Origin of the sequence: Phaeobacter sp. JH20_02, from assembly GCF_048056915.1 — a bacterium.
Lineage (GTDB): Bacteria > Pseudomonadota > Alphaproteobacteria > Rhodobacterales > Rhodobacteraceae > Phaeobacter > Phaeobacter bryozoorum.
The window spans coordinates 47,295-72,977 of the sequence record NZ_JAYMVP010000029.1; the positions used below are offsets into that span (position 1 = coordinate 47,295).

The 25,683-nt window shown below is 59.0% G+C and carries 25 protein-coding genes; 16 read left to right on the forward strand and 9 right to left on the reverse strand.

All coding sequences use genetic code 11. The features are described 5' to 3' along the window. Positions 1 to 155: 155 nt before the first annotated feature. From VWY34_RS18405 to VWY34_RS18440, 8 genes are all read left to right on the forward strand, one after another. Positions 156 to 986: a class I fructose-bisphosphate aldolase gene (locus tag VWY34_RS18405; protein ID WP_416544433.1), complete on the forward strand. Its 831-nt coding sequence runs from the start codon at positions 156 to 158 to the stop codon at positions 984 to 986. Further along, on the forward strand, positions 983 to 2,134 hold the full coding sequence (locus VWY34_RS18410; protein ID WP_416544432.1) for a Gfo/Idh/MocA family protein: 1,152 nt from the start codon (positions 983 to 985) through the stop codon (positions 2,132 to 2,134). The genes VWY34_RS18405 and VWY34_RS18410 overlap by 4 nt, the downstream gene beginning before the upstream one ends. Further along, positions 2,131 to 2,796, forward strand: coding sequence for a D-lyxose/D-mannose family sugar isomerase (locus VWY34_RS18415; protein WP_416544431.1), 666 nt, complete (start codon positions 2,131 to 2,133; stop codon positions 2,794 to 2,796). The genes VWY34_RS18410 and VWY34_RS18415 overlap by 4 nt, the downstream gene beginning before the upstream one ends. A 38-nt stretch (positions 2,797 to 2,834) precedes the next feature. After that, complete coding sequence (locus tag VWY34_RS18420; RefSeq protein WP_416558598.1) at positions 2,835 to 3,821, forward strand: carbohydrate kinase family protein; 987 nt, start codon at positions 2,835 to 2,837, stop codon at positions 3,819 to 3,821. 47 nt (positions 3,822 to 3,868) lie between these two features. Then, positions 3,869 to 4,834, forward strand: coding sequence for a substrate-binding domain-containing protein (locus tag VWY34_RS18425; RefSeq protein WP_340546634.1), 966 nt, complete (start codon positions 3,869 to 3,871; stop codon positions 4,832 to 4,834). Positions 4,835 to 4,901: 67 nt separating this feature from the next. Further along, positions 4,902 to 6,413 (forward strand): sugar ABC transporter ATP-binding protein, encoded by a 1,512-nt coding sequence (locus tag VWY34_RS18430; RefSeq protein WP_416544429.1) that lies wholly within the window; start codon positions 4,902 to 4,904, stop codon positions 6,411 to 6,413. Continuing rightward, positions 6,410 to 7,375: an ABC transporter permease gene (locus VWY34_RS18435; protein ID WP_340546636.1), complete on the forward strand. Its 966-nt coding sequence runs from the start codon at positions 6,410 to 6,412 to the stop codon at positions 7,373 to 7,375. Before VWY34_RS18430 ends, VWY34_RS18435 begins: the two co-directional genes overlap by 4 nt. Next, a complete protein-coding gene (locus tag VWY34_RS18440) occupies positions 7,372 to 8,346 on the forward strand; it encodes a hypothetical protein (protein WP_416544428.1) in 975 nt (324 codons plus the stop codon). The genes VWY34_RS18435 and VWY34_RS18440 overlap by 4 nt, the downstream gene beginning before the upstream one ends. Here VWY34_RS18440 and VWY34_RS18445 read toward each other — a convergent pair. From VWY34_RS18445 to VWY34_RS18480, 8 genes are all read right to left on the reverse strand, one after another. After that, on the reverse strand, positions 8,341 to 9,372 hold the full coding sequence (locus VWY34_RS18445; protein ID WP_416535580.1) for a LacI family DNA-binding transcriptional regulator: 1,032 nt from the start codon (positions 9,370 to 9,372) through the stop codon (positions 8,341 to 8,343). The two genes, VWY34_RS18440 and VWY34_RS18445, sit on opposite strands and share 6 nt — an antisense overlap. A gap of 194 nt (positions 9,373 to 9,566) precedes the next feature. Beyond that, a complete protein-coding gene (locus tag VWY34_RS18450; protein WP_416538180.1) occupies positions 9,567 to 9,962 on the reverse strand; it encodes a RidA family protein in 396 nt (131 codons plus the stop codon). Next, on the reverse strand, positions 9,959 to 10,873 hold the full coding sequence (locus VWY34_RS18455; protein WP_416544427.1) for a sugar kinase: 915 nt from the start codon (positions 10,871 to 10,873) through the stop codon (positions 9,959 to 9,961). Before VWY34_RS18455 ends, VWY34_RS18450 begins: the two co-directional genes overlap by 4 nt. Before the next feature lie 61 nt (positions 10,874 to 10,934). Further along, positions 10,935 to 11,990: a D-TA family PLP-dependent enzyme gene (locus tag VWY34_RS18460; RefSeq protein WP_416544426.1), complete on the reverse strand. Its 1,056-nt coding sequence runs from the start codon at positions 11,988 to 11,990 to the stop codon at positions 10,935 to 10,937. Further along, on the reverse strand, positions 11,987 to 13,453 hold the full coding sequence (locus tag VWY34_RS18465; RefSeq protein ID WP_416544425.1) for a M81 family metallopeptidase: 1,467 nt from the start codon (positions 13,451 to 13,453) through the stop codon (positions 11,987 to 11,989). Before VWY34_RS18465 ends, VWY34_RS18460 begins: the two co-directional genes overlap by 4 nt. Positions 13,454 to 13,542: 89 nt before the next feature. After that, on the reverse strand, positions 13,543 to 14,580 hold the full coding sequence (locus tag VWY34_RS18470; protein WP_416544424.1) for a DctP family TRAP transporter solute-binding subunit: 1,038 nt from the start codon (positions 14,578 to 14,580) through the stop codon (positions 13,543 to 13,545). Positions 14,581 to 14,617: 37 nt separating this feature from the next. After that, complete coding sequence (locus VWY34_RS18475; RefSeq protein ID WP_416541094.1) at positions 14,618 to 15,901, reverse strand: TRAP transporter large permease; 1,284 nt, start codon at positions 15,899 to 15,901, stop codon at positions 14,618 to 14,620. 1 nt (position 15,902) lies between these two features. Then, on the reverse strand, positions 15,903 to 16,424 hold the full coding sequence (locus VWY34_RS18480) for a TRAP transporter small permease (protein ID WP_340546645.1): 522 nt from the start codon (positions 16,422 to 16,424) through the stop codon (positions 15,903 to 15,905). A 189-nt stretch (positions 16,425 to 16,613) separates the two neighbouring features. Here VWY34_RS18480 and VWY34_RS18485 point away from each other — a divergent pair, with 189 nt between their 5' ends. The 5 genes from VWY34_RS18485 to VWY34_RS18505 all read left to right on the forward strand — a co-directional run bounded on the left by VWY34_RS18485 (position 16,614) and on the right by VWY34_RS18505 (position 21,590). Continuing rightward, complete coding sequence (locus VWY34_RS18485) at positions 16,614 to 17,549, forward strand: MurR/RpiR family transcriptional regulator (protein WP_416544423.1); 936 nt, start codon at positions 16,614 to 16,616, stop codon at positions 17,547 to 17,549. Between the two features lie 181 nt (positions 17,550 to 17,730). Beyond that, entirely contained in the window at positions 17,731 to 18,348 is a 618-nt protein-coding gene (locus tag VWY34_RS18490) for a paraquat-inducible protein A (protein WP_416544422.1), read from the forward strand. Continuing rightward, a complete protein-coding gene (locus tag VWY34_RS18495) occupies positions 18,315 to 18,950 on the forward strand; it encodes a paraquat-inducible protein A (protein WP_416544421.1) in 636 nt (211 codons plus the stop codon). The genes VWY34_RS18490 and VWY34_RS18495 overlap by 34 nt, the downstream gene beginning before the upstream one ends. Continuing rightward, on the forward strand, positions 18,947 to 21,031 hold the full coding sequence (locus VWY34_RS18500; protein ID WP_416544420.1) for an MlaD family protein: 2,085 nt from the start codon (positions 18,947 to 18,949) through the stop codon (positions 21,029 to 21,031). The genes VWY34_RS18495 and VWY34_RS18500 overlap by 4 nt, the downstream gene beginning before the upstream one ends. 1 nt (position 21,032) lies before the next feature. Further along, on the forward strand, positions 21,033 to 21,590 hold the full coding sequence (locus VWY34_RS18505; RefSeq protein WP_416538188.1) for a PqiC family protein: 558 nt from the start codon (positions 21,033 to 21,035) through the stop codon (positions 21,588 to 21,590). A 197-nt stretch (positions 21,591 to 21,787) separates the two neighbouring features. Here the strand turns inward: VWY34_RS18505 and VWY34_RS18510 are convergent, their stop codons facing one another. After that, the gene (locus tag VWY34_RS18510) at positions 21,788 to 22,810 is read right to left on the reverse strand and encodes a GlxA family transcriptional regulator (RefSeq protein ID WP_416548998.1); all 1,023 of its coding nucleotides are present in this window, start codon (positions 22,808 to 22,810) and stop codon (positions 21,788 to 21,790) included. Positions 22,811 to 22,864: 54 nt separating this feature from the next. Between VWY34_RS18510 and VWY34_RS18515 the strand changes: the two genes are divergently transcribed. The 3 genes from VWY34_RS18515 (at position 22,865) to VWY34_RS18525 (ending at position 25,592) form a co-directional block, all read left to right on the forward strand. Next, on the forward strand, positions 22,865 to 23,251 hold the full coding sequence (locus VWY34_RS18515) for a RidA family protein (RefSeq protein ID WP_416544418.1): 387 nt from the start codon (positions 22,865 to 22,867) through the stop codon (positions 23,249 to 23,251). Positions 23,252 to 23,469: 218 nt separating this feature from the next. Next, positions 23,470 to 23,880, forward strand: a complete 411-nt coding sequence (locus VWY34_RS18520) for a cupin domain-containing protein (RefSeq protein WP_416544417.1) — start codon at positions 23,470 to 23,472, stop codon at positions 23,878 to 23,880. A gap of 257 nt (positions 23,881 to 24,137) precedes the next feature. Next, complete coding sequence (locus tag VWY34_RS18525) at positions 24,138 to 25,592, forward strand: M20 family peptidase (protein ID WP_416538192.1); 1,455 nt, start codon at positions 24,138 to 24,140, stop codon at positions 25,590 to 25,592. Positions 25,593 to 25,683: the final 91 nt, after the last annotated feature.

The window sequence follows — 25,683 nt, forward strand, 5'->3', positions numbered from 1 at the left end:
TCTCGGAGGTCTCCACTCCGTGCGCATATAACCATATGTTTTAGAACATAAAAAATTCTCGAAGAAATTTGTTGACAAGATGTTGATGAAGAACGAACCTTTTATTTGGAAACGTTTCCATAATCTTTTAGGGAAATTCCACAGGAGGGACGCAGGTGAAATCCGCACGTATGAACAGGCTGTTCGGTGTTTCGGGAAATTGCTTTGACGTGGCAATCGACCACGGCATGTTTAATGAAAGCGCCTTCCTTGGCGGGATTGAGAACATGCAGGCCGCGATCACGATTGTGGCGAGCGCGGCACCGGATGCCATTCAGCTGCCACCGGGGACGGCGCCGATCCTGCAGGCAATCCCCGGCAAGGACCGTCCGGCGCTGGTGTTGCGGACCGACATTGCCAATGTTTATGGCAATCCGTTGCCAAGGTCGCTGTTTTCAGAAGTGATAGCCGACCCGGTTGAGCAAGCTGTGGCCCTCGATGCGGCCTGTGTGGTGGTGAATCTGCTCATGCTGCCCGGTCAGCCCGAAGTGCATCAGGCCTGCATTCAGAACATCAACCGGTTGAAGCGCGCTTGCGATCTGGCAGGGATGCCGCTGATGGTGGAGCCGCTGGTGATGCAAGACAACGCCAAGGCCGGTGGTGGTTACATGGTGGATGGCGATCTGGCAAAGATCCTGCCTTTGGTGCGTCAGGCCGTGGAACTGGGCGCGGACATCATCAAGGCGGATCCTTGCGACGATGTTTCCCAGTATCACCGTGTGATTGAGATTGCCCAGGACGTACCCGTGTTGGTGCGCGGTGGTGGAAAGGTCTCGGACAACGAGATTTTGACCCGGACCAAAGCTCTGATGAAACAGGGCGCCCGCGGTATCGTTTATGGCCGCAATGTGATCCATCACGACGACCCGGCAGGCATGACCAAAGCGCTGATGGCGGTGGTGCATGACGGCGCCTCCGTGGCTGATGCCCTGGGGATGATCGCGTGAGCCGCGTCGTCAAATTCGGCGTCATTGGCTGCGGGCTTATGGGGCGCGAGTTTGCCTCGACTGCCGCCCGCTGGCTGCATCTGACCGAAACAAAAGCGCGGCCAGAGATTGTCGCGGTGTGCGACACGAACACGGACCTGATGGATTGGTTTTCGCACAATCTGTCCAGCGTGACTCAAAAGACGACCGACTACCGAGAGATGCTCGACAATCCAGAGGTCGAGGCCATCTATTGCGCGCTACCGCATGTGCTGCATGATCAGGTATATCCGCAGATCATGGCTGCCGGGAAACACCTGTTCGGCGAAAAACCGTTTGGCATGGATGGGGCCGCAAACGCCCGTATTCAGGCGGCGATTGATGCGCACCCTGATGTGATGGTGCGGTGTTCATCCGAGATGCCGTTCTATCCCGGTGCGCAAAAGGTCATCAATCTTGTGCGATCCGGTGATCTGGGAGAAATCATCGAAGTTGAGGCCGCGTTCCTGCATTCCTCGGACCTTGACCCGGACAAGCCGATCAACTGGAAACGCATGGTTGAGGTAAATGGCGCCTACGGCTGCATGGGCGATCTTGGCATGCATGTGCTGCATGTGCCCTTGCGACTGGGGTGGCGCCCGACCCATGTATCGGCGTCTTTGGTCAACCGGTTTCGGACCCGTCCGGATGGCAAGGGGGGGACCGTACCCTGCGAGACGTGGGACAACGCCACCATTACTGGCCATGTCGAGGATGCCGGGGGCGGCTTTCCTCTCGTGCTGAAAACCTGGCGTATATCGCCCGGAGATTCCAACAGCTGGAGCCTGCGCGTTCTTGGGACTAAACGAAGCGCCTATTTCACCACCAAGAACCCGCGCCAGTGGCAGTGGATGGACTATAGCGGCGGGGATCAGGTCTGGCAGGTGCAGGACATCGGATTTCAGACCCTGTTCCCGGCCATAACGGGGGCCATTTTCGAATTTGGTTTCCCGGACGCCCTGCAACAGATGTGGGCCGCCTTTCTGGATGAGCTGGCCGGAGGCGATGCGCGTGGATTTCATTGCGCAACACCCGCAGAAGCGGCGGACCACCATGCCGTGCTGACCGCAGCCCTTAGGGCAGGCACCGAACACAGGGTCGTCTCTGTCGACTACGGGAGGGCGTCGTGAAACGCTCCGAGATCAATCAGGCCATTCGCGCCGCCAAAGAGCTTTTGCAGGAATATCGCTGGTCCCTGCCTGCCTGGGCCGATTGGGATGTTGCAGAATTCGCAGCCAATCCCGACTTGGGCGACTGGTTGCAGCTTCATCAGATGGGCTGGGATGTGACGGATTTCGGCTCGGGCGATTTTGCGCGGCGCGGTCTGGTGTTGTTCTGCCTGCGCAACGGTATCCAGTCTGACGCGACAAGTCTGCCCTACGCTGAAAAGCTGTTGTTCGTCGGGGAAGGGCAGGAAACTCCGTTTCATACCCACAAGATTAAGCTGGAGGACATCATCAACCGTGGCGGCGGGGATTTGATGATCGAGTTCCGCCAGCCTGACGGTGTCGATGATCCAATTGTTCTGCGCAGTGATGGCTTTGTCCACCGGCTGGAACCCGATGAACCGCTCTGCCTGAAACCCGGATCAAGTGTCACGATTCCATGTGGTCTTTATCACCGCTTCTATGCGCGCCCAGGCAGCGGCATGGTGCTGGGCGGTGAAGTGTCTCAGGTCAATGATGACGGATCGGACAACTATTTTCTGGAGCCTCTGGGGCGGTTTTCTTCCATAACGGAAGATGCCCAACCCGTGCATCCCTTGTGGAATGAAGTGGGGTCGACCCCGTGACCACGCGCGAAGGCATAATTTGTGCGGGCAACTGGATCGTGGATCTCGTACACGAGATTGCGCATTGGCCCGCTGAGAGCGATCTGGTTCGCATCGACGGGCAAGACAAGGGCGTGGGTGGCGGTGCGGCCAATGTTGTGACGGCGCTGACCAAGCTTGAAACCGGGCTACCGCTTTGGCCGATGGGCGCCATCGGTCAGGATGACTTCGGGAAATTTATCAAGGCGCACTGTCATGAACTGGGTCTTCCAACGCATCTGATCACGGAAAAACCAGACACCGCGACGGCACATACTCACGTCATGTCTGTTACCGGAAGATCGCGCACGTTCTTCTATCAGGGCGGCTCCAATGACGTGCTGTCTGATCAAGATTTCCCGACGGGCGTTTTTGAAAGCCATAAAGCGCGCATTTTCTATCTGGGCTACCTGACCCTGTTGGCCGATCTGGATCGGATCACGGATGATGGCAGCACGCCTGCGGCGAGGGTGCTCTCCCGTGCCCGCGCCGCAGGTATGACCACCTGCGTTGATCTTGCTTCGGTTGATCGCCCGGATTTCTCGAAGATCGTCGCGACGACAATTCGACAAATCGACTATCTGATATTGAACGAAATCGAATTGGCCCGCGCGAGTGGCCAGACTCCACCTGTCGCCAGTCAGACGCCGAATATGCAGGACATGATCGAGATGGCAAAGGCGCTGATCAAAGACGGGGTCCGGCGGGCCGTGGTCGTTCACTGCCAGCAAATGGCGCTCTGGATTGGGGTTGATGGGCAGGTCGCACACGTCCCGGTCGTGCCCTTACCGCGTGAACTGGTCGCAAGCCCCTTGGGCGCAGGCGATGCCTTTTGTGCCGGAATTTTGTATGCGCTTCATGAAGGCTGGACACCACAGCGCGCCCTGGAACTGGGCCATGCCATCGCAAGGGCCTCCTTGCGCGGGGTCACAGCCACCGAAGCCATCCCGAATCTGAACCAACTGACCGATCAACTGGATCGGCAGACAAAAGGCATCACGACATGAACCAGCTTCATGTGATGTCAGAACTGTCTTTAGAGGAGGAAAAGACAATGACTATCATCCCCAGACGTAGCTTTTTGGCACTGACGACCGCAGCAATGACGGCAATGCTGCCGCTCGGTGCGACCGCACAGGACGCCCCGGTAATTGCCAGCATCGTGTTCCAGGGCGACCAGTTCATGCAGTTCCTGCAAACGGGTGTGCGCGAAACCGCCGAAGCGGCGGGCGCAGAAGTACTGGAAATTAATATCGACGGCGATCAGGCGCGTGAAATTCAGGCCATTGATACCTACATTTCGCGCGGCGTCGATGCGATCGTGATTGCGCCACTTTCGGCCGCGAATTCGGGCCCTGCTTTGCAGCGCGCACGTGACGGCGGTATTGTTGTGGTTGCCCTGAACGGCGGCCTTGAGGATGCCAGCATTGCACATGCGACCTTCTCAACGGCCAACCGTGATCTTGGGGCATCCACCGGCGCTGCCGCCGCCAGCTTTGTAAGTGATAGCCTTGGTGGCAAAGCAAATGTCGCCATTCTGGCGTTCTCGTCGCTCTTGCCGGAACAGTCTGGCGACCGGACAGGCGGTTTCAAGGATGCTGTCGCTGAAGGCAATTCCATCGAGATCGTGGCCGAGCAGGACGCCTGGATGCCAGAAGCCGCAGTTACTGTGGCCACCGATATTCTGACCGCCCACCCCGAGGTCAATGTCATCTACGCGGCAAACGAAGGCGGCACCGTGGGGGCGATGCAGGCGGTGCGCAACGCGGGTCGTGCCGGTGAGGTCTTTGTCTTTGGCATCGACGGATCGGAACAGCTGGGTCGGGGTCTTTTGGCGGGCGACAATGTTCTGCAGGCGGTGACTGCTCAGGCGCCGCTCCAGATGGGTGCCATGGGTGCCGAAGCCGCCCTTGCCATCCTTGCAGGCGAAGAAGTCGAGGCACAAACCACCGTGCCGGCAATGCTTCTGAGCAGGACCGACGCGGATGGCGTCACCGCGTTCCTGGAAAGCATTCAGTAGAATCAATGGCAGGGGGCCGTGTCGGCCCTCTGTTTCACTGATCATCACAGGCAAAGGCAGGTAACCCGTGTCAAATCTGATCCTTGATCAGCTCACCAAGCACTACGGATCGGTCAAGGCACTTGACGGATTTGTACACGAGTTCACAGCCGGGCAGGTTCACGCACTGATTGGCAAGAACGGTTCTGGCAAAAGCACCTTCGTCAAAATGATGTCGGGGGCGATCCAGCCGACGTCAGGGTCGATCCGGATTGGCACTGTCGAGACACGGTTTTCCAATCCGCGTGAAGCGCAAGAAGCCGGCATCGCCACCGTCTATCAGGAACTCAGTCTTGTCCCGGAATTATCGGTCGAAGAGAATATCTTCCTTGGTCGGCTACCCCACAAACGCTCTGGCCTGATTGATTGGGCGCGGTTGCGTCGTGATGCCAGTGATCTGTTCAAAGAGATTGGTGGGCTGGACATCGCGCCGCAATCCCGCGTTGCGGATCTTTCGGTTGGTCAGCAGCAAATGGTCGAAATCGTCAAGGCGATGAGTTTCCGACCCAAAGTCCTGCAACTGGATGAACCCACCTCTGCGCTGGCGCAGGCAGAAGTTCGGCAACTCTTTACTCTGGTGCGTCGGCTGCGCGAGCTTGGTGTTACCGTCATCTATATTACGCACCGGCTGTCTGAACTGGATCAGATCGCGGACACTGTCACCGCAATCCGGGACGGAAAATTCGTGGATTCCGTACCGATCAAGGAGGCCACCCCGGCCGTCATCCTTGATATGATGTTTGGCAATCTTCCGCCTCTCCAGCGCCCGACCAAGACGATAACGCGGGAAACACCGGTGCTGAGCGCGCGGCATCTTGCACTTGCATCCCATTTCGACGACGTGAGCTTTGATCTTTACCCGGGCGAGGTTCTTGGCATTGCCGGAATGCTCGGCTCGGGACGAACCGAGTTGTTGCACTGCCTGTTCGGGGCCATCGTGCCGGATCAGGGCGAGATCACCGTGAACGGCCAGGTCGTGGCGCGGCCCGATATCCCGACGATGAAGGCGCTGGGCATTGGCTACACCTCCGAGGATCGCAAGCATTCCGGCCTTGTGCAGCTCTTGTCCTCGCATGCCAACCTGTGTCTTGCCGGACTGGATCGGATCGCACCCAAAGGCTGGGTCAGTCACCGTACAGAAAAGCCGTTTGTCGACCGCCAGATTGCGGGGCTTCACATCAAGGCCGGCGATCCGATGTTACCGGTCTCTTCTCTTTCCGGCGGGAACCAACAGAAAATCGTTGTCGGCAACTGGATGAACAACACGCCCGACATTCTGTTGTTTGACGAACCCGCCCGAGGCGTCGATGTGCAGGCGAAACGCCAGATTTATGAACTCATCTGGGAAAAGGCGCGCGAGGGTCTGAGCTCGATCGTTGTTTCGACCGAATTGGAGGATCTGACCGAATGCTGCGATCGTATCCTTGTGCTGCGGGATGGTCGTATCGCCGAAGAATTCATCAACGAAGGCCTTGATGCCAAGGATATCTATGCAGCTTGCATGGCGGCACCCACAACCCAACAGGAGAGCGATGCATGACGCGCGACAAATTCATTTCCCATCTGCGCCGAAATTCGATGCTGATGATCCTGCTGGTCTTGTACGTGATCGTTGCGACAACGGCGCAGGGCTTTTTCACCCTGAACAACCAGCTGAATATCCTGAGGAATATTGCCGTCCCGGGGATGATTGCCTTTGGCATGGCTCTGGTGATCATTGTCGGAGAAATTGACCTGAGCGTCGGCTCCATGGTGGCCGTGTCCGCCTGTCTGACCGCCTGGATCGTCGAGAAGCTGGCCGGAAACGCCATTGAACCTGCCACCTGGACCGTCATTGCCGCCTTTGCCGGGACGCTGCTGTTTGCGGCCTCGGTCGGGTTCATGTCGGGCAAACTGCGGCAATTGGTTCAGGTGCCGACCTTCATCACGTCTCTGGCGATGATGGCAACCCTTGCGGGCTTGGCCAACCTGATCACCAATGGCGTCCCGATTTCGAGCTTTCCAAGCTGGTATTACGTCATCGGGTCAGGCCGTTTCTGGGGTGTTCCGGTTCCGGTTTTCCTGCTGGCGATTGCCTTTGCCATCACCTTTACCATCTCGAATTTCACGGCGCTGGGCCGGTCGATCTATGCGGTCGGTGGCAATATGGAGGCCGCGCGCCTGTCGGGCATCAATGTCTGGCGCACCAAGACCATCTGCCTGATGATGACCAGTGTCTTTGCTGCAACCGGAGGTATTATCTATTCGTCGCTGGTCAATGCCGGCAATCCGACCATTGCACGCGGGCTGGAGCTTGAGGTGATCTCGGCCGTGATCATTGGTGGCATCAGCCTGTTCGGCGGCAAGGGGACGATCTGGGGCGCATTCATCGGTGTGCTGTTTCTGGGCGTACTGCTGAACGCGATGACGCTGTGGGGTTTCAACCCCTATGTGCAGCAAGTGATCAAAGGCGGTCTGATCCTTGGCGCGGTCTTCATCAACTTTTTCATCGACCGAAAGTGACTTGGCTCAACTGGGATAAAGGGCGTGCGCGTCTCACCCGATTTGGTGCGATGCTGACCGACCTTGAGTTTGACCTCCCGGACGGTCGCCGCATTGCGCCTTTGCATAAAGCACCCTGGCTGGGTGAGGTGTTGCCCAATGGTGTGCCGCCGCTGCTTGCCGGGCTGCAAGGAGAGTGGCCCTGTGTTCCCTTTGGCATGGCGCCACAGGGCCCTCTGGCCGGGGATTGGGCCGGTCTCTCCCGCATGCCTGATCCATGGCCGCACGGGTATGCCGCCAATCACGACTGGCGCATAACACCCGATGGCCCGCAGGCGGTGCGTGCAGACATCGCCTATCCGAGGACCGATCCAATCCATCACCTGACACGGCGGGTGAGCGGGGTCAGCGGCAAGGCTGCGGTAGACATCGCTCTTGGCATCCATATGCGCCGCAAGGCCTGCCTGCCAATTGGGTTGCATCCGGTCTTTCGCCTGCCAGCGGCCACCGGACAGGCGCGTCTGTGTCCGGGTGTGTATGATTGGGTCTTTTGTTACCCCGGTGACACCGGCGGCACCCCCGGTATTTCACGCCCCGCGCCGTTCCGGTTGGAAGATCTGACAGAGCTTGGGTTTGATCCAGTGGCGCTGCCCTATCCTGACCGGTCCGAGACGCTTTTGCTCCTGAGCGGCATCGACGGAACCTTTGCGCTGGAGAACCACGCCGAAGATTATCGCGTCACACTTGATTGGGATGCAGAGGTCTTTCCCTCGCTCATGCTGTGGATCAGCAATGGAGGGCGAAACGCGCCACCGTGGAACGGCCGCCATTGGGCGCTTGGGATCGAACCCGTTTGTTCCGCATTTGATTTGGGATGCTCGATTTCAGCGACAGAAAATCCCCTGACAAAAACCGGTGTGCAAACGTCGCGCATGCTGACGCCGGATAGCCCATTTGACACCCGCTACAGCATATCCATCGCCGCGCTATAGGGTCTTGGGTGCGGGTCCGGTGCTGTCACGTTCGACGATCTGCAAGCTTAGAGCTGAAAGATCCGGTTTCGCGAAACGCTCCGGGTTGATCCGGTTCAGAAGCGTTTTTGCGGCCAGCTCTCCCAGCAATGAAATCGGCTGATTTACGGTGGTCAGGGTCGGAAAAATATGGGCGCTTTGTGGCAGGTTGTCGAACCCGATCACAGAAATGTCCTGAGGCATTTTCAGACCGCGTTCATGCGCGGCATGGATCGCGCCGATTGCCGCGATATCGGTTGTCCCAATCAGGGCGGTTGGTCGGTTTTTCGCCAGCACGTCCCGCGCCAGGGCGAAACAGGTATCAAAGCTATGCTCTTCGCCAAGAGACACGCTGACCGGTTCAAGCCCCTGAGCCGTCAACGCCTCTTTGATCCCCTCCAGGCGCAGGGTGATGGGTCTTGAATGGGTGGGCGCGCCAATGACACCAATGTTCCGATGCCCAAGGCGCAACAAATACTCTGCCATCAGACGCCCACCTTCCCGGTGGTCAACGGATACCAGATTCACCGCGATCTCGTCGGGAGAACGGTCAACGGCGATAATTGGAATATTCTGATCTGACAGCCGCGTGAAATTCTGGTTCGTTGCAACCGACGCTGCGATTATGCCATCCACTTTCTGGCCAATGAGGGTCGAGATATATCGTTTTTCATTCTCTTCATTCTCCTCGGTATTGCAGATCAGGCAGTGGTAGCCGTTTTGAAACAAGGCTTGCTCAAGCGCCTGCGCCAGAATGCCAAAGAAGGGGACATCAAGGCTCGGCAGCAGGACGCCGACGAGCCCGCTGCGACCGCTGCGCATCTGACGTGCGCCAGCGTTTGGTTCATACCCCAGCTCTGCAATCGCCTTCTCAACCTGCGCGCGCGTCTTGTCGCTCACCGAGGCGCTTCTGTTCAGAACACGCGACACCGTTCCAAGCGATGTTCCCGACAGTCTCGCAACATCTTTTACGCTTGCCGGCTGTTGTTTTGGAGGCTTTGACGGCACAGGAAATCACCTTGTCAGTTGTGCTCCGAGTTTAAGTGACCGCGACAGTTTAGACCAGCTGTCAAAACCTGCTTCGTGACCTGGTATTGCCTCTGATACTGGTCGGTATTGCATGCGATTTTTTGGGTACATTTCTGGCAGGTGAGGAGTGTGCCGATCCCGAAGGAACGGTTCTCGTTTGAAGCTGGCTTGTCCTAGAGGGGTTTATAGGCGATGGCGTCGATCTCGACCTTGGCGTCCACCATGATCTGTGAGCGCACTGTGGACCGCGCCGGTCCGCCGTTTGGGAAATAGCTGGCATAGACACGGTTGAAGGTCCAGAAATCACGCGGGTCATCGAGCCAGACGCCGATTTTGGCAACATCCTCCAAGGTGCAATCTGCCAGGGCGAGGGCTGCGATCAGGTTCTCCATAGTCCTGCGGGTCTGGCTTTCGATGCCGCCTGCTTCGATCTCGCCGTTTTCCTTCATCGCAACCTGGCCTGAGATGAACACCAGATCGCCTGCGCGCACGGCGGGGGAAAATGGCAGCGGCTGCCCCCCGGCGCCGGTTCTGTCATTGCCGATGCGCTCGATTGTTTTGCGGGTCATGTCGGACGTCCTTCTTTTGATTGCAGTGTTGGTCTGTGCGGGATCGGCGCAACCGCCCCGTAGCCGGTGGTGGACAATGCAGCGCCGAGGTTCGCATGTTCTGCGGCTCTGACGCTGTTGCCATGACGCAGAAGCTCGGACAGGAATATGCCGTTGAAACAGTCACCGGCGCCGGTTGCATCGACCGATTCCACAACCGCCCCCGGAACAAATGTGACCCCCTGATTTTCCGATACCGCCACGCCGTCGCGACCCAATGTCAGAGCAACGATGCGCGCGCCGAGGTTGTGATAGAACCGGATGATCTCGTCGGGGCTTTGACGTCCGGTGAGCTGGCGGGCGTCATCAAGTCCGGGAAGCGCAATATCGACGTGGCGCATCAGATCATGTGTCACGGCGCGTGCCTCCTCCAGTGACCAAAGCGCAGTCCGCAGGTTTGGATCAAATGCCGTGGTCACGTTTGACGCACGCGCGGTCCTGACGGCGTGATAGGTTGTGGCGCACATGGTGCTGCTGATGCCCAGATTGATCCCTGAGGCGTAGAATATCCTAGCGGTGCCGATGGCATGTGTTGGCAGGTCGTCGGGGGTCATCCTGCTGGCGGCGGAGTGCCGTCGCCGATATAGAAAATGATGCCCCAGGTCGTCGTGGAACACGAAGTAGAGGCCGGTTTCCCCGTCTGCGACTGTCGAGACCAGGCTGCTATCGACATGCTCGCGGTGCCAAAGCTCCTGCAGCGCCTGGCCAAAGCGATCATCGCCGAGGCGCGATATCAGGGAGGTTGCCGTGCCCTGTCTCGCCGCCGCGATTGCAACATTCGAGACATCGCCGCCATATCCCATTACTAGCTGCCCGTCGGGTTTTTGATTGAACTCGATGAGGGGTTCGCCGAGGCAGACAAGATCAGTCATTTTCCACCTCGCAGATCAGGGCCCGGCGGAGCCGGGTATTGGATGTATGGAAGGGAGGCTGTCACCAGACTGCCCCCCGCGCGGCGATGGGGCAGGCGCCCAGAGATGTGGATCCGCGAATGAGCTCGACCTGATCAAGCATGTTGCTAACCACACAGGCGTGGTTGGGAACGATCCTTAGACGGTCGCCGACGCTGAGATGGATCGCCTCGGCCCGCAGAATGCCGTGTTCCTCGGATAGGCTGTCGACCCGGATATCCGGGCGGCCCATTACGTGGCCATGACCGTTCAGGCCCAGAAGGTCCGAGGTCAGGACTTTGGAGCCGGCGTCAATGATTGCGCGATCTTCGGTCGGGACGGACACCACCGTTGCCAGGACTGTCAGAGCGCAATCATCCCATGTGCAGATGCCCCGTGCCACCAGCGAGCGATCATTGTAGACGTAGGTTCCGATCCTGTATTCGGTCGCGATCGGGACATCCTGCGCCTGCCACATGCCCGGTGAGCCGCCGCTGGACACGACGCTGACTGTCTCGCCCGTTGCGTGAATGCGTGCTCTGGCCTCTGCGAGCCAGTTCTGGACGGATGCGTCTTTTCCAACAGGGGGGTAGGTCATCAACCCGCGAAACGCCAAGCCGGGGCGCGAGGCGATATAGCGGGCCAAGCTTTCAGCTGCCTGAGCGGTTTGCACACCGCAGCGCCCGGCCCCGGTGTCGCACTCGACCAGCACATTCAGCGGGGCCTCGGCGGTTTCGAAGGCCTGGGACAGGCCGTCGACAGTTTCGGTGTTGTCGGCGACAACGCTCAGCTTCACCTGCTCTGACAGGGTCCGAAGCCGCTTCAGCTTGCGCTCGCCAAGAATATTGTAGGTGATCAGAACATCGTCAATTCCCCCTTCGGCCACCATGGCCTCGGCTTCGCTGATCTTCTGGCAGGTGATGCCAACCGCCCCGGCCGCGATCTGGCGCCGCGCCAGAAATGGCAGTTTGTGGGTCTTGATATGGGGTCGCAGGGATAGGTTGTGCCTGTCACAATGGGCTTGAAACCGGTCGATATTCGCTTCGGCAATATCAAGGTCGACAAGGACTGCCGGTGTGTCGATCTGGGAAAACATCATGAGCCCTCCGATGCGTGCGGGTTTTCCGCAATCGGCCAGATCGCGCGGGTCAGCCGTTTGTAAGCCGTCTTGGTGGGATCATTCGGATAGGGCCCGTCGACAGCGGCATAGAGGATCTTGGATGCAACTGCTGAGAATGCGCCGTGGAAGTGATTGGTGGACTTGACGACCAGAATTTTCTTGCTGTGGATATCAATGCCCAGATTGGTGAAGAGATCCGGCGAGAATGCCTGACTGCGGTTGGTATTCAGCACAACCTCGATGCCATCGACCCTGATGACAGAGCAATCTCCCAGTGGAACAACCGAGGTCCCGAAGCTTTGCACCGCGTTGTGCTGGTTGCGAAGAACGGTCACGACGGCGTCCATCGGATCACCGGCAAATGCAGAGGTCTTGCTGCCAAATCGCAGCTCCAGTTCCGCACCTTCCCCGGCGGCGTGACACAGGCGGACGGCAATGGGATCCCAGATTGTGCCGAAGGCCGCAGAGGTGATGCCCTGGCGTAGCGCTTCTGCGAGGATCAGCGTGGAATCGCCAGCTACGCCGCCGCCCGGATTGTCCCAGACATCGGCAATGACCACGGGGCCGTTTGGTGCATTCTGGGCCAGTCGCAAAGCATCAGCGGGGGGCAGATATTCGGGTTTGGCGATACCTCGAAATGAAAACAACTCCTGCCCCAGCTCGCGGGCAATTTTCTCAGCTTTTGGCAGGTCGCCGTCAGTGATCACGATGATCTTTGCGCCAAGATCGGGGGAATCCCCGGCCATGAACCCGTGAATGGATGAGACGGACAGAACCTCGCCCGCTGCTTCCATCGCCTTCATCCTGTCGACAAATCCGCGCATCGGGTTGCGGCTGGTCGGCAAGACATCAATCATGCGAACGTCGTAGACTGCTTTTGTTGGTGTGATTTCGCCACGGGCCCTACGCAGGGTCAGGTCTACGCAGGCTTCACCGGTCTCGACAAAATCGGTGTGCGGGAATTCCTTGAACACCGTTATGATGTCGGCATTCTTCACCCGCTTGTCACTCAGGTGGCTATGCGGATCGAAGCTGACGCCGATTGTGGTCTCGGGGCCGGTGATCTGGCGCACGCTCTCGATAAGCGATCCTTCGCAATCGACGCAGCCTTCGGCGATCATGGCCCCGTGCAGGCCAAGCACCACGGCGTCCAGAGGCAGTGCCGCCCGGACTTGATCCATAAGTTCCTGCTTCAGCTGGTGCCAGGTGGACGCATTCAGCAAACCGCCGGGTTCGGCCCATGTGGCGGTCCCTTCAATAAGTTCAAACCCTTCCTCTTTGGATCTTCGGCGAAGCGCGGGAAAGACGGCGCTGCACAGGGTCGGAGTGTCAGGGTGCTTTCCCGGAGGGGCGTAGAAGCTCTGCTCGAAATTGGAAAAATCCGTGCGCAACGGGGAAAACGTATTCGTTTCGGTCGCAAGAGATGCGCAGAAGATCCGCATTGTTGTGGTCCAATCCGTAGGGAGATGCCGGAGGTGTGTCTTGGCTTCCGGTGGGCGTTTCCGCCGGATTGCTCCGGCGGAAGGGAGGATCAATCGAGATAGGCGTCAGCGTTTGCCGCGGAGACGGCATCACGGAACTGGCTGAGCAGTTCGCGCGCCTTGTCATCCATGTTTTCGGCGACATGTGCTTCGAACGCAGGCTGAGCCGCCTTTGCCATCGCGGTGCGTTGCTCGGCTGTCAGGGCGGTCACCTCGATTTTGCCCATCAGCCCGGCAAGGCCGCGATCGGATGCCTCGATGATCCGGCTCAGGCCACGGCTGGCCACGACGCAGTTTTCTGCGGCGGTATGGATGGTTGCGCGTTCGTCATCTGTCAGACCTTCATAGAATGCGCGGTTCATCAGAAATGTGTATGGCGAGAACAGGTGGTTGGTCAGCGTCATATACTTCTGCACCTCGGCAAAATTTGCGAAGGAGATGATTGGAACCGGGTTCATCTGACCGTCGATGACACCTGTTTGCAGGCCCGAGTAGACCTCGCCCCAGGACAGTGGATAGGCTTCGGCACCAAGCGATTGCATGATTTTCTGGTGCGATGGCAGCGTCATGGTGCGCACCCGAATGCCGTCAAAATCCTCGAGATTGGCAATCGGTCGTTTTGAGTTGGTGACAGCGAAGAATCCGCCGGTGTCCGGGAAGCCGAGGACGACGACGCCGGGAAGTTCTGCTTCGATATCGGCTTTCAGCGCCTCACCAAAGGGACCGTCGAACACCGCATATGTGGACGCGTTACCCGTAAATGCGAAGGGCAGGTTCAGAATGTCGATGCGCGGATAATAGCTGGCCAGCGCCCCAGTCGATGTCAGTGTCGCCTGGATGATACCGTCCTGTAGCTGCTGCACGTGCTCGGCGGCAGATCCGAGCTGGTTGGACCCAAAAACTTCGACGGTCACCGCGCCATTGGTATCGGCGGCGACGAGGTTCGAAAACACGGCGGTACAGGCATGTGCCGGGTTTTCGAATGGGTCGGTTTTATTGTCATGGCCAAAGCGGATGACGCTTTCTGCGCTGGCAGCATTTGCCGTCGTAATGGCCGCGACGGCCAGTCCCGCGAAAAGAGATTTCATTTTTTCCTCCAGTTGGTTCTTGGTTGGTTGGGTCGTCTTATTGGGCGTAGCCAAGCGCTCTGGGCAGCCACAGGGCCGCGTCCTCCCAGAAGGCAAAGGCGAACAGGATGCCGATTTCCGCGATCAGGAACGGAAGGAGCTTGATCGAAATTCTCTCCAGTTTTTCACCGGTGACGGACGACAGAACGAAGAGGCAGGCCCCCACCGGAGGCGTCATCAGCGAGATGTTGAGGGCGAGAACAAAGATGATCCCAGCGTGGATCGGCTCAAGGCCGACGCTTTCGGTCAAAGGCACCAGAACAGGTGCCAGGATGATGAGAATGGCGGTGATATCCATCACCATGCCGATGAGCAGAAGCAGGCCGATAATGATGGCGATGACCATGTAGCGGTTGTCAGAGAGGCTCAGCACGGTCTTGGCAATCAACTGGGGGATACGTTCGAAACTCATCCACCAGCCAAGAATGCCTGCGAAGGCGATAATGACAAAGATAACGCCCATGATGCGCGCGGTGCGCACAAGCATCATGTAAAAGCTCTTGAAGGTCAGCGTCCGGTAAACAAAAACGCCGATGAACAGCGCATAGGCCACCGCGATAGAGGCCGCTTCGGTTGGCGTGACGACACCGCCCAGAATACCGCCCAGAATGATAACCGGCATCGCCAACGCCGTAAGCGAGGACAGGAATGTCTCCCAGATTTCTCGCAGGGTGGCGCCGCGGATGGCTTTCGGCAGGTTTTCGCGTTTGCCGCCGATGACTATCACAATCATGCAGACGAGGCAGATCACCAGCCCGGGCAGAACACCCGCCGCAAATAGTCCCGCAATAGAGACGCCCATCAATGAGCCGTAGACCACCATGAGACCCGATGGCGGAATGGTCGGCCCGATGATTGACCCAGCAGCGGTCACGGCACAGGCGTAGTCGCGTTTGTAGCCCTCCCGGACCATGGCGGGCACAAGCGTACGTCCGAAAGCGGCGGCGTCGGCCGTGGCCGATCCGGTCAGCCCGGCAAAAAACACCGACGCCAGCATGTTGGTATGTGCCAAACCGCCACGGAACCGCCCGACCAGAACCTGCGCGAGTTTGACAAGGCGGCTGGTGATCCCGATGTCATTCATGATCTCGCCGGCCAGAATGAAGAACGGCATGGCAAGAAACGGAAAGATGTTGAGACCGTTGAAGATCTTGCTCGGCCCAACCGCGAGAAAGTTTCCGCCCCCCATCTCGATAAGGCCGACAACCCCGGCAAGACCGATAGCAAAACCAATGGGCATGCCAAACAATACGAGAACGACAAATGCGGCGGCAACGATCATGCTATCGCTCCTCAGCCTGGCCGGGATCCATGACCGGCGGGCGGTCGACATAGGTGCCCAGATCACGCACCAGGACGAGCAGGATCTGCACACAACAGATGGCGGCAGCGGCGGGGATTGCGGCGTAGAACGGGGCCAGGCTCATCCCGAATATCATCGCGTCACGCGGGGCCCCGCTCATCGCGAAGCCGACGCCGTAATAGGCGACGTAGAGAAACAGCAGCAGCGTCAGAACATCCATCAGTATCAGAAGCGCCTGACGCATCCGGACCGGAATGGCATGGATAAATGCGGTCAGCCCGATGTGTTCGCGGCGTGAGATGCCGGAGGACACTGCAAGCATCGCGGCCCAGATCATGAGATATCGGGCGATCACTTCGGGCCAGGGGAGCTGCCAGTGAAAGTAGTAGCGGTCCATAACGCCCAGCCAGACATCCAGCACCAGGGCCAGCATCAATGCCGCTACAATCGCTTCGATCACCGCATTGATTTTCGCGCTTGTCTGCGCAAACGCCTGTCGCATGAACATCCCTCCCAAAAGGCCCGCAGCGTAACCGAGTTACACAATTACAGGGAAAACTGTGATTATCAAGACCAATTTGTTACTAAGGTCCGTTATTACTGTTAAATCCCTCGTATTGCGACCCCATCTTGCGGAAATTCTGCGCCCTGTGTAACTTAGTTCCGTTGCACTTTCTGAGGGAACTGAAACTTGAAAAGCCCCGCCAACTCGCTGCAGAACCGAGATATCCAGCCGCAAAATGCGCAGCTGAGTCCCGTTGATCTGATCTCCGTCCTACGTCGCACCGACGGTAGTTTTGCGTCGCAGGAGCAGAAGGTGGCGGATTTTGTGCTGGAGAACCTCAATACCATCAGCTCGATGACAATTGGGGATCTGGCAGACAAATGCGGTGTCAGCAAACCCACGGTTATTCGTTTCTGTCGCAGCCTTGGTTGCGAGGGCTACCGGGATTTCAAGCTGCGGCTCGCTCAGAATGTTGCGGTCAGCGCCCAATATCTGTTCGGCGACGCAGACGATTCATCGAACTCAGGCCATTCAATGCTCGATCAGGTTCTGGGAGCGGTATTTGCCACCCTGAATGTGATGCGGCGTCAGGTTGATGTCGACCAGCTGATGCAGGCCAAAGCCGGGATTCTGGGGAAACGCCAAATTCTGTTTGCCGGAATAGGCGGTGGATCGTCCACAGTCGCACAGGAAGCATCGAACCGGTTTTTCCGCCTTGGCATCCCGTCATTCTTTGTCAGCGACAGCTACGTCCTGCAAATGCGCGCGGCTGCGCTTGGTCCGGAAGACGTTCTGTTTCTGGTGTCGGCAAGCGGTGAAGCGGATGCAATTGTGGGGGCGGCAGAAGTCGCCAATGGATATGGCGCAACAACCATCAGCCTGACGAAACCCGAAACACGCTTGTCATTGCAGACAAAGATCTCAATTCACACCGATCTGCCCGAAGACAACGACATCTATAAGCCAACCGCATCCCGCTATGCGCATCTGGCCATCATCGACACGCTTGCCATGATGGTCGCGCAGGAACAGTCCAGTGAAACCAAGGAAAACCTGAGGCGCATTCGTGCGTCCCTGACCGCCTACCATGGCCGGACAGGCCCGCAACCGCTCGGCGATTGACGACATTCGAGCTGATCATAGGGGCGGGCGCGAGCAAGCTCTTGCAGGCGCGAAGGGCATTGATGACCAGATAGGAGCGGCGTCGCCCGGAGGGCCGAAGAGGAAAGGCTCCCGTCGCAGGCCTAGGCAGAGTAACATCCGAATCGTTGCGGATTGCGCAGCTTGGCCGGATGAGGATGATATGGATATCGAACAGCTAATTGCCTGTCCTGTCTGCGACGTGCTGCATCGCGACCAGGCTGTGGCGGCGCATACGGTGGCCAGATGCGCCCGATGTGGCACGGTGCTGGCGGCCCCCAGAACCGGTGCCATGACCCGGATCGCGATGTTGTCGCTGACCGCTCTGATCCTGCTGGTCGCCGCTGCCGGTTTCCCGTTTCTGGAGCTGAAGGCGCAGGGGTTGTCTCATCGGGCCTCGGTGCTGGATGCGGTCCTGGCCTTCTCGCGCGGGCCGATGGCGCCGCTGTCTCTGGCGACCGGTCTCCTGATCGTTCTATTGCCTGCCGCACGCTTCAGCGCGCTGATCTACACCTTGGCGCCGATGGCTCTGGGCTGGCACCCTGCGCCGCGCGCTGCAGCTGTCTATCGCTGGGCGGAGAAGCTGAAACCCTGGGCGATGGCAGAGATATTCATCATCGGTGTGGCGGTGGCCCTTGTCAAAGTCTCCGGCCTGGCGCGGGTCGGGCTGGGGCCTGCGTTCTGGGCCTTTGCAGCGCTGCTGGTGGTGACAATCCTGACCGACAATTCGATTTGCAGGCTGACTGTATGGAAAACACTGAAGACGCGCAGCGCTTCCTGACCGCCGCTGCGGCCGGGCTGGTCGGCTGCCGCGCCTGCGGCACGGCGAACCCAGGAGGCGCGCGGTCCTGCGGCTGCTGCGGCAGCAGCCTGGAGCCTGCCGGGCCGGGTGGTCTCCAGCGTGTCTGGGCCTGGCTCGTGGCGGGGGTGATCGCCTATGTTCCCGCGAACCTATACCCGATGCTGCGGACCACCACCTTTGGTCGCAGCTCCGAGAATACACTGATTGGCGGCATAGCCGAGCTGTTCAGCCATGGCGCCTATGGGGTTTCCTTTATCGTTTTCCTTGCGAGCATCGTAATCCCGGTCGCAAAATTCCTGGCCATCGCCTATCTTGCAGTTTCGGTCCGAAGGCCCGCAGCCTTGGGCAGCCATGGTCGACTGGTGCTCTACGAGATTGTCGAATTCATCGGACGGTGGTCGATGATCGATGTTTTTGTCGTGGCGATCCTGACCGCCCTGGTCCAGCTGGATTTTGCGGCGGCCATCACGCCGGGGATTGCAGCGGTCAGTTTTGCATTGTCGGTTGCCTTCACTATGCTGGCAGCTCAAAGTTTCGATCCGCGCCTGATCTGGAACGCGGAAAAGCGAGAATATGAATGAGCACCCCTGAACCCGCCCCGATGACCATCGCTGCGCAGCGTGTCTCGCCCTGGCGGAATCTCTCTCTGGTCTGGCTGGTACCGCTGGCTGCTTTGGCCGTATCGCTTGGGGTAGCCTGGAAGGCCTATAGTGATCGCGGCGTCCTGATCCGCATTACTTTTGAGAACGCCTCCGGCATCGTGGCCAATGAAACGACAGTGCGCTATCGCGACGTTGTTATCGGCCAGGTCGAGGATGTGGGGTTTGCCGAGGACCTGAGCAAGGTCGCCGTATGGGCGCGTATCGACAAGAAGGTTGCCCCCTATCTGGATCAGGATGCCGCCTTCTGGGTGGTGCGCCCCGAAGTCAGCGCGCGGGGGATCTCGGGTCTCAGCACGGTATTGTCCGGCGTCTACATCGAAGGCGCCTGGGACCAGGACCGGGGCAGTGCCGAAATCAGTTTTGAAGGGGCCGACCGGCCGCCCCTTGTGCAGCCGGGCCGGGGTGGGCGGCGGATTACCCTGCGCACCAACGACGGGCGGATGATCTCCGAAGGCGCGCCGGTGCTTTTCCGCGGCATCGAGGTTGGCCGGCTGGAAAGCCCGCGTCTCACCGTCAGCGGCAACAGCATTGTTGTCGATGCCTTTATCGAGGCGCCCCATGACCAGCGGATCAATTCGGCGACGCGTTTTTGGGATACATCCGGCTTCTCGGTTTCCATTGGCGCCAGCGGGCTGTCGCTTGATGTGGATAGTATCGCTTCGCTGGTGGCAGGCGGGATCGAGTTCGACACGGTATTCGATGGCGGCCGACCGATCAGTTCGGGCGCCGTCTTCGACATCCACCCGGATGAGGCCGCAGCCCGCCGCACGGCCTTTGCCCGTTCGCTGACGGGCGGGGTCGCGGTTTCGGTTGCCTTTGGCGAGTCGGTTGCTGGCTTGACCAGCGGTGCCGCGGTCAAACTTGGCGGGGTGAAGGTCGGCGAGGTCAGCAGTCTGAACGCCGCAATCGAGAACGGGACCGACGAGGCAGAGGTCAGGCTGATTGCCAAACTGATGCTTGAACCGTCGTTGATGGGCCTGCCGCCGGGAGCGGGCGAGACCGAAGTGCTGGATTTTCTGGAGCAGGCGACCGCAGGCGGTCTGCGGGCCAGGCTGGCTGCGGCCGGGCTGTTCAGCTCTGAGCTGATTGTTGAATTGGTCACCTTGGATGCGGCGGAGCCTGCACTCTTCAATCGCAACGCGGAGCCCTTCCCCGAATTGCCCAGTGCGCCCTCGGACCTGCCCGATTTTACCGCAACCGCAGAAGGCGCATTGGAGCGGATCAGCGAGCTGCCCGTCGAAGAACTGATGGCGCAGGCGATCGCGACCTTGGCCAGCATTGAATCCCTGGCCTCCGCTGAGAGTACCCGGCAGGCGCCTGCGGCGGCGGTGGCCCTGATGGATGAGACCCGGTCGCTGGTCGCGGACCCGGAGACGCGGGCGCTGCCGGGGGAGCTGCGTGCAGCTGTGGCTGACCTTCGCGATATTCTGTCTGAGTTGCAGCAAGGCAGAGCGGTGGCCAGTTTGACAGAGGCTTTGGAGCAGGGCAGCCAGGCCGCATCCAGCCTCGCGGCGGCATCGGAGGAATTGCCGGCGCTGGTCAGCGATTTCCGCGCCCTGGCAGCCAAAGCCAACGCATTGGAAGCCGAAGAGTTTATCCGGTCCGCCAGCCAGCTGATGCAAAGCGCTGACAGCATGATCGATTCCGATGGCGCGCGCGCGCTGCCTCCGGCCCTGACCAGCGCGCTGGATGAAATGCGCCTCACCCTGTCGGAGCTGCGCAGCGGCGGGCTGGTAAACAACGCCAATGCGACAATGGCCTCGGCCCGCAGTGCTGCCGATACCGTCGCGGCCGCAGCCGAGGGGTTGCCGGCGCTCTCAGCCCGGCTGGAACGGCTGGTCGCACAATCCGAGACCTTGATCACAGCCTATGGCGCTCGCTCGAACTTCAACTCCGAAGCGCTGGATGCGCTAAGGGAGTTCAAATCGGCCGCCCGTTCGGTCTCCCAGCTTGCCCGCAAGATTGAACGTGACCCGAATTCCCTTTTGTTTGGAAAGTAAGATGAAAAAAGCCATGTTCCTGACGCTGACCCTTCTTGCGATGGCAGCCTGTGCTCCGACCAATGATGCCCGGTATCTGATCTCTGCGGCCCCGGGCGAGAAGATAGCCAATCTGCGCTCCCGTACGATTGAGGTCCGGCTGGCCTCTCTGCCGTCTTATGCGGCTGCGTCCGATATGGTCGCCGAGGGGGAAGGCGGCGCGCTCTTTGCGCTTGGTGGTGCGCAATGGGCGGATGATCCGGCTCGCGGCATAGCCGCCGCCCTGGCCCGTGGGCTGACGGAACGCACTGGCGCCTCTGCCGCAATCGAACCCTGGCCGCTGAACACCGGCCCTGACGCCCGTCTGGATGTAAGGGTGGACCAGGCCTATGCGCGTGCTGATGGAGTATTCGAGCTGACAGGCCAATTCGCGGTCTCCTCCCCCGAAGGCACAGTGCGGGAATTTGTTAAGCGTTTCGACATCCAGACACCCGTCAGCGGTGAAGGGCCATCCGCAACCGCCGATGCGCTCGCCCTGGCCCTGGCGGACCTCGCCCGGCAGATCTCTCTGGCAATGTAGTGGCCTGCCGCGAGGGGGACCATGAAAGGGGCACTGCATCGCCCTCACAACATTGAGCTGACAGTGTCTATTCGCTGTTGGGAGTCAAAGGACACCGATCAGGCCGCAGCTCACAGGGGGGGTCGGAGGCAACCCGGCCTTGCAGCAGGTTGAAGCGTGCCGGGTACACTCCGGCGACATCGGTCGGGCGCCCTTTGTCAGCGACTGCTGTGGTCACCACCAATGGCGGTTTCCCCGAACCGGTTCCGATAGTCGGTTGGCAGGATGCCTAGCAGTTTCATGAAGCTGCGCCGCATTTTCTGTTCAGTCATATATCCTGACAGCGCGGCGATTTCCTTAATGGGTTTCCTGCTGCGTTCCAGATATATTCGGGCGACTGCAAGCCGCCGCTCTTCGACGAAGCGCGAGGGGGTTTGGCCAAATTCATGTGTGAAATCGCGGTGCAGCGTCCGCTCGGTCGCGCCTGCTATCTCGGCCATCCTGGACACGCTCCAGGCGGCGCTCGGGTCTTGTTCGATGAGGTTATAGAGTTCGGTCAAACGCTTGCTTGATGTCGCCTGTGCCTTGAGCGGTTCTGAGTACTGAGATTGTCCTCCCTGCCTTTGCATGAACACCACCATTTCCCGAGCGACGCCCAAGGCAACCCGCCGTCCGTGATCCACTTCAACAAGTGAAAGGGCGAGATCAATCCCGGCCGTCACACCTGCCGAACAATGAAATTTGCCGTCATGGGTGAAAATTTCGTCCAGATGCCAATTGACACCCGGAAACCGCGCGCGGGCCAAGTCTACCCGTTCCCAATGTGTCGTGGCCTTTCTACCGTTCAATAGCCCGGCGGAGGCGGTAAGGAGGCTACCTGAGCAGATCGAAACGAACCGCCTTACGTGAGGGTCCATTCGCGTCAGAAAACGTTGCAGGAGCGGATCATCAAGCCGTTGATCGACAACGGGGCCGCCCGGAACGATGAAGACATCCGCCTGGGTCATGGTTGTGAAGGATCCATGAGCGCGGAGGGTCAATCCTGTGTCGGTTACAACATCCGCGCCGTCCTCGCTTACGATGGCAATGTCGTAAGCCTGCCAACCCAGGATCTTGTTTGTGGATGTGAATACCTGTGCGGGACCGGCCACGTCCATCAGCAGGACGCCGCAGAGGCCCATGATGACAACAGATTGAGGGCGCTTTGTCTGATTTTGAAGGCAGATGGTCACGTCTGACATCAGTCATGCAGCCTAGAATGCTGTCAACAGCTTCCTTTGCAGTGAGACCAGCACATGCCACGCCAATTTATCACCGACGTCCCGGGTGTCCCCACATCACGCTCGCCGATTTCTCAAGCGGTCGTTGTTGGGGATACCTGCCATATCTCGGGCCAATTGGCCGTATATGAGGACGGCTACCGACCTGGCAGCGCAGCTGAAGAGACTGACAGGGCCTTCGATCTGGTGTTTGAAATCGCTGCCGCAGCGGGGTTCTCTTTGGAAGAGATCGTTTATGTGGATATCGCGTTTTCTGACATTGAACGGGATCTGGCGGAGGTAAATGAAGTCTGCCGAACGCGGTTCTCACAGTTTCCGGCAAGGACCATCTATGAGGCTGCGCGACTGCCTTATGGTGCAAAAATCAAGATACAGGCCATCGCGATGAAAGACGGCCTGTGATCGAAGAATAAGGTCGCTTTCGGGATGATCATTGGTTTGGCTGCGGTGGCACCTTTTACGGGGGGCTGTCGCCGGCGGGCGTGAAACGTGGCGGCTCGGTGCGCTCGTCAACCTGTCCAATTCATAGGGCATCGTCTTCGGAATGCGCCTGATGATTGGGCGAAGCTGAAGCGGATACCTGCTATTGATGATAAGACCATGCAAAGGGATGGGAAACGATGACCGGTAAGACAGACAACACGAAATCCGCGCAGACATCAGCTGCGCGAACCACATCGGCAAGATCAAGCGACGTGGTACGACACCCTTTTTCTGATGTTGCTAGACAGCTGACCGAAGCTGCGCCCTTTGAAGTCGTGTTCGAGACGCCCGAGGTGACCGTGGAACTCTACGCGCCTGTCGGCATAGACAAACAGAAACCGCATGAGCGGGATGAACTCTATATTGTCGCGACCGGTACAGGTACTTTTTCGCGCGGTGACGAGTTGGTGCCATTCGGGCCAGGCGATCTGCTTTTCGTTCCCGCCCACGTGCCGCATCGCTTTGAGAGCTTCACTGACGACTTTAAGGTCTGGGTGATCTTCTATGGAGATGTGCGGTTCAAAGAGACAGGTGCCCATCCGAAATAGCCGCCAAAAGCGAAGCCTGAGAAGCGGCGGAACGGGTGCTGCGCGGTTCAGTCATGATCCCTGGTCCACAGGTGGCGCTCACATCATGCCACAGCGTCCCGTAATGGTGTGGCGGTCGGTCGCCATCTCGAGATGGAGTGGCAAACTTCGGGCTCCGCTTTCAGAAATTCGGGATGGCTGTCGTAAGGTCATCTTTGACAGGTTATCCAACTGTGTCTCTGCTCGGCGGTTAGGGCGTGTTGGGAGGGCGCGGAGACATGCGGACGATTTTTCGAAAGAGCCTGCTGGGGCTATTGGGTGTGTTTATGGTCATGCTCGCCGTCCTTGCGATCAATACGATGAGATATCGGGCCGACATACGGACCGATGTGGCAGCCTATAGCCTGGGTGCGGATATTGGGCAGGCGACGGAGTTGCTGTCTCGGGCTATTCAGTTTGAGACGGATAGCACCAAACCCGATGCAGCTGATTTCAGCGCCTTCACGGATTTTCTTCAGCAGGCGTTTCCGGGCGTCTTTGCAGCTGTGGATCTGGAGATGATGGCTGCGAAGACGCCGCTCCTGAGGTGGCAGGGAACTGACCCAGACCTCGCCCCCGTTCTTCTGGCGGCGCATTATGACGTCGTGCCCATCGCACCGGGATCATTGGATCGCTGGGATCATCCGCCTTTCGCCGGTGTGGTTGCCGACGGCTATATCTGGGGGCGCGGGACGTTGGACAACAAGGGCGCGCTGATCGCAATGCTCAGCGCGGCCGAGCATCTCATCCAAGAGGGTTTCACCCCCAAACGGTCTATCTACTTCAGCTTCGGTGGCGATGAGGAAGTTGGTGGGGACGGCGCGCGGTCTGTCGCCAAACATCTGAACCAACAGGGGATCCAACTGGCCTGGACATTGGACGAAGGGTCTTTTGTACTCGACAACGTGATCCCCGGGCTCGATGTGCCGGTGGCAAGTATCAACCTGTCCGAAAAAGGCTTTCTGACAGTGAAACTGGTGGCAGAGGCCGAGGGCGGGCATTCTGCTCTGCCACCCAAGATGACGGCTGTCGGGCGTATCGCCCGCGCGGTTGATCGCGTGCAGAATTCACCGCTGGAAGGTGGGCTTGACGGTGTGACGGCTGAGTTCTTTGATGCTTTGGGTCGTCACTTTACCTTGGACAAGCGCGCATTGTTTGCGAACCAATGGCTGTTCAGCCCCCTGCTTGAAACGGGGCTTTCGAATGCGGCCTCGACCAATGCGATGCTGCGCACGACGACAGCGCCAACCATGTTGAGCGGATCAAACAAGGCCAATGTTCTGCCGACCGAGGCGACCGCCACGATCAACTTCAGACTTCATCCGCGGGATACTGCCGAACATGTGATTGCGCATATCGCGAAGGTCATTGACGACCCGGAGATTGACATCGTTTTTGATCCTGCGGCGGTGCGCGAAGCCTCTCCTGTTGCAAGCTCATCTGCGCAGGGGTTCGAGGATATCGAGAGTTCGATCCTGTCGGTTTTTGGGGAGATTGCTTCCGTTCCCGGCCTGACAATTGCGGGAACGGATGCCCGCCACTACGCACAGGCTTCGGACAACGCATATCGCATCAATCCGTTCCTGGTCGAAGACGATGATATTGCGCGTTTTCATGGAACGAATGAACGCCTGTCGGTTGCAAACCTGGAGCGCGGGATCAATTTCTTTGGCGCCCTCATAACCAGACAGTAGCGCAGAACCGGCCCGCCGCTCAGCTGCCCCCGCCGCACGGTCGCTATTGAGGCGACCGGCGGCGGGGTTTCCGCGGATCGGGCAGACACCC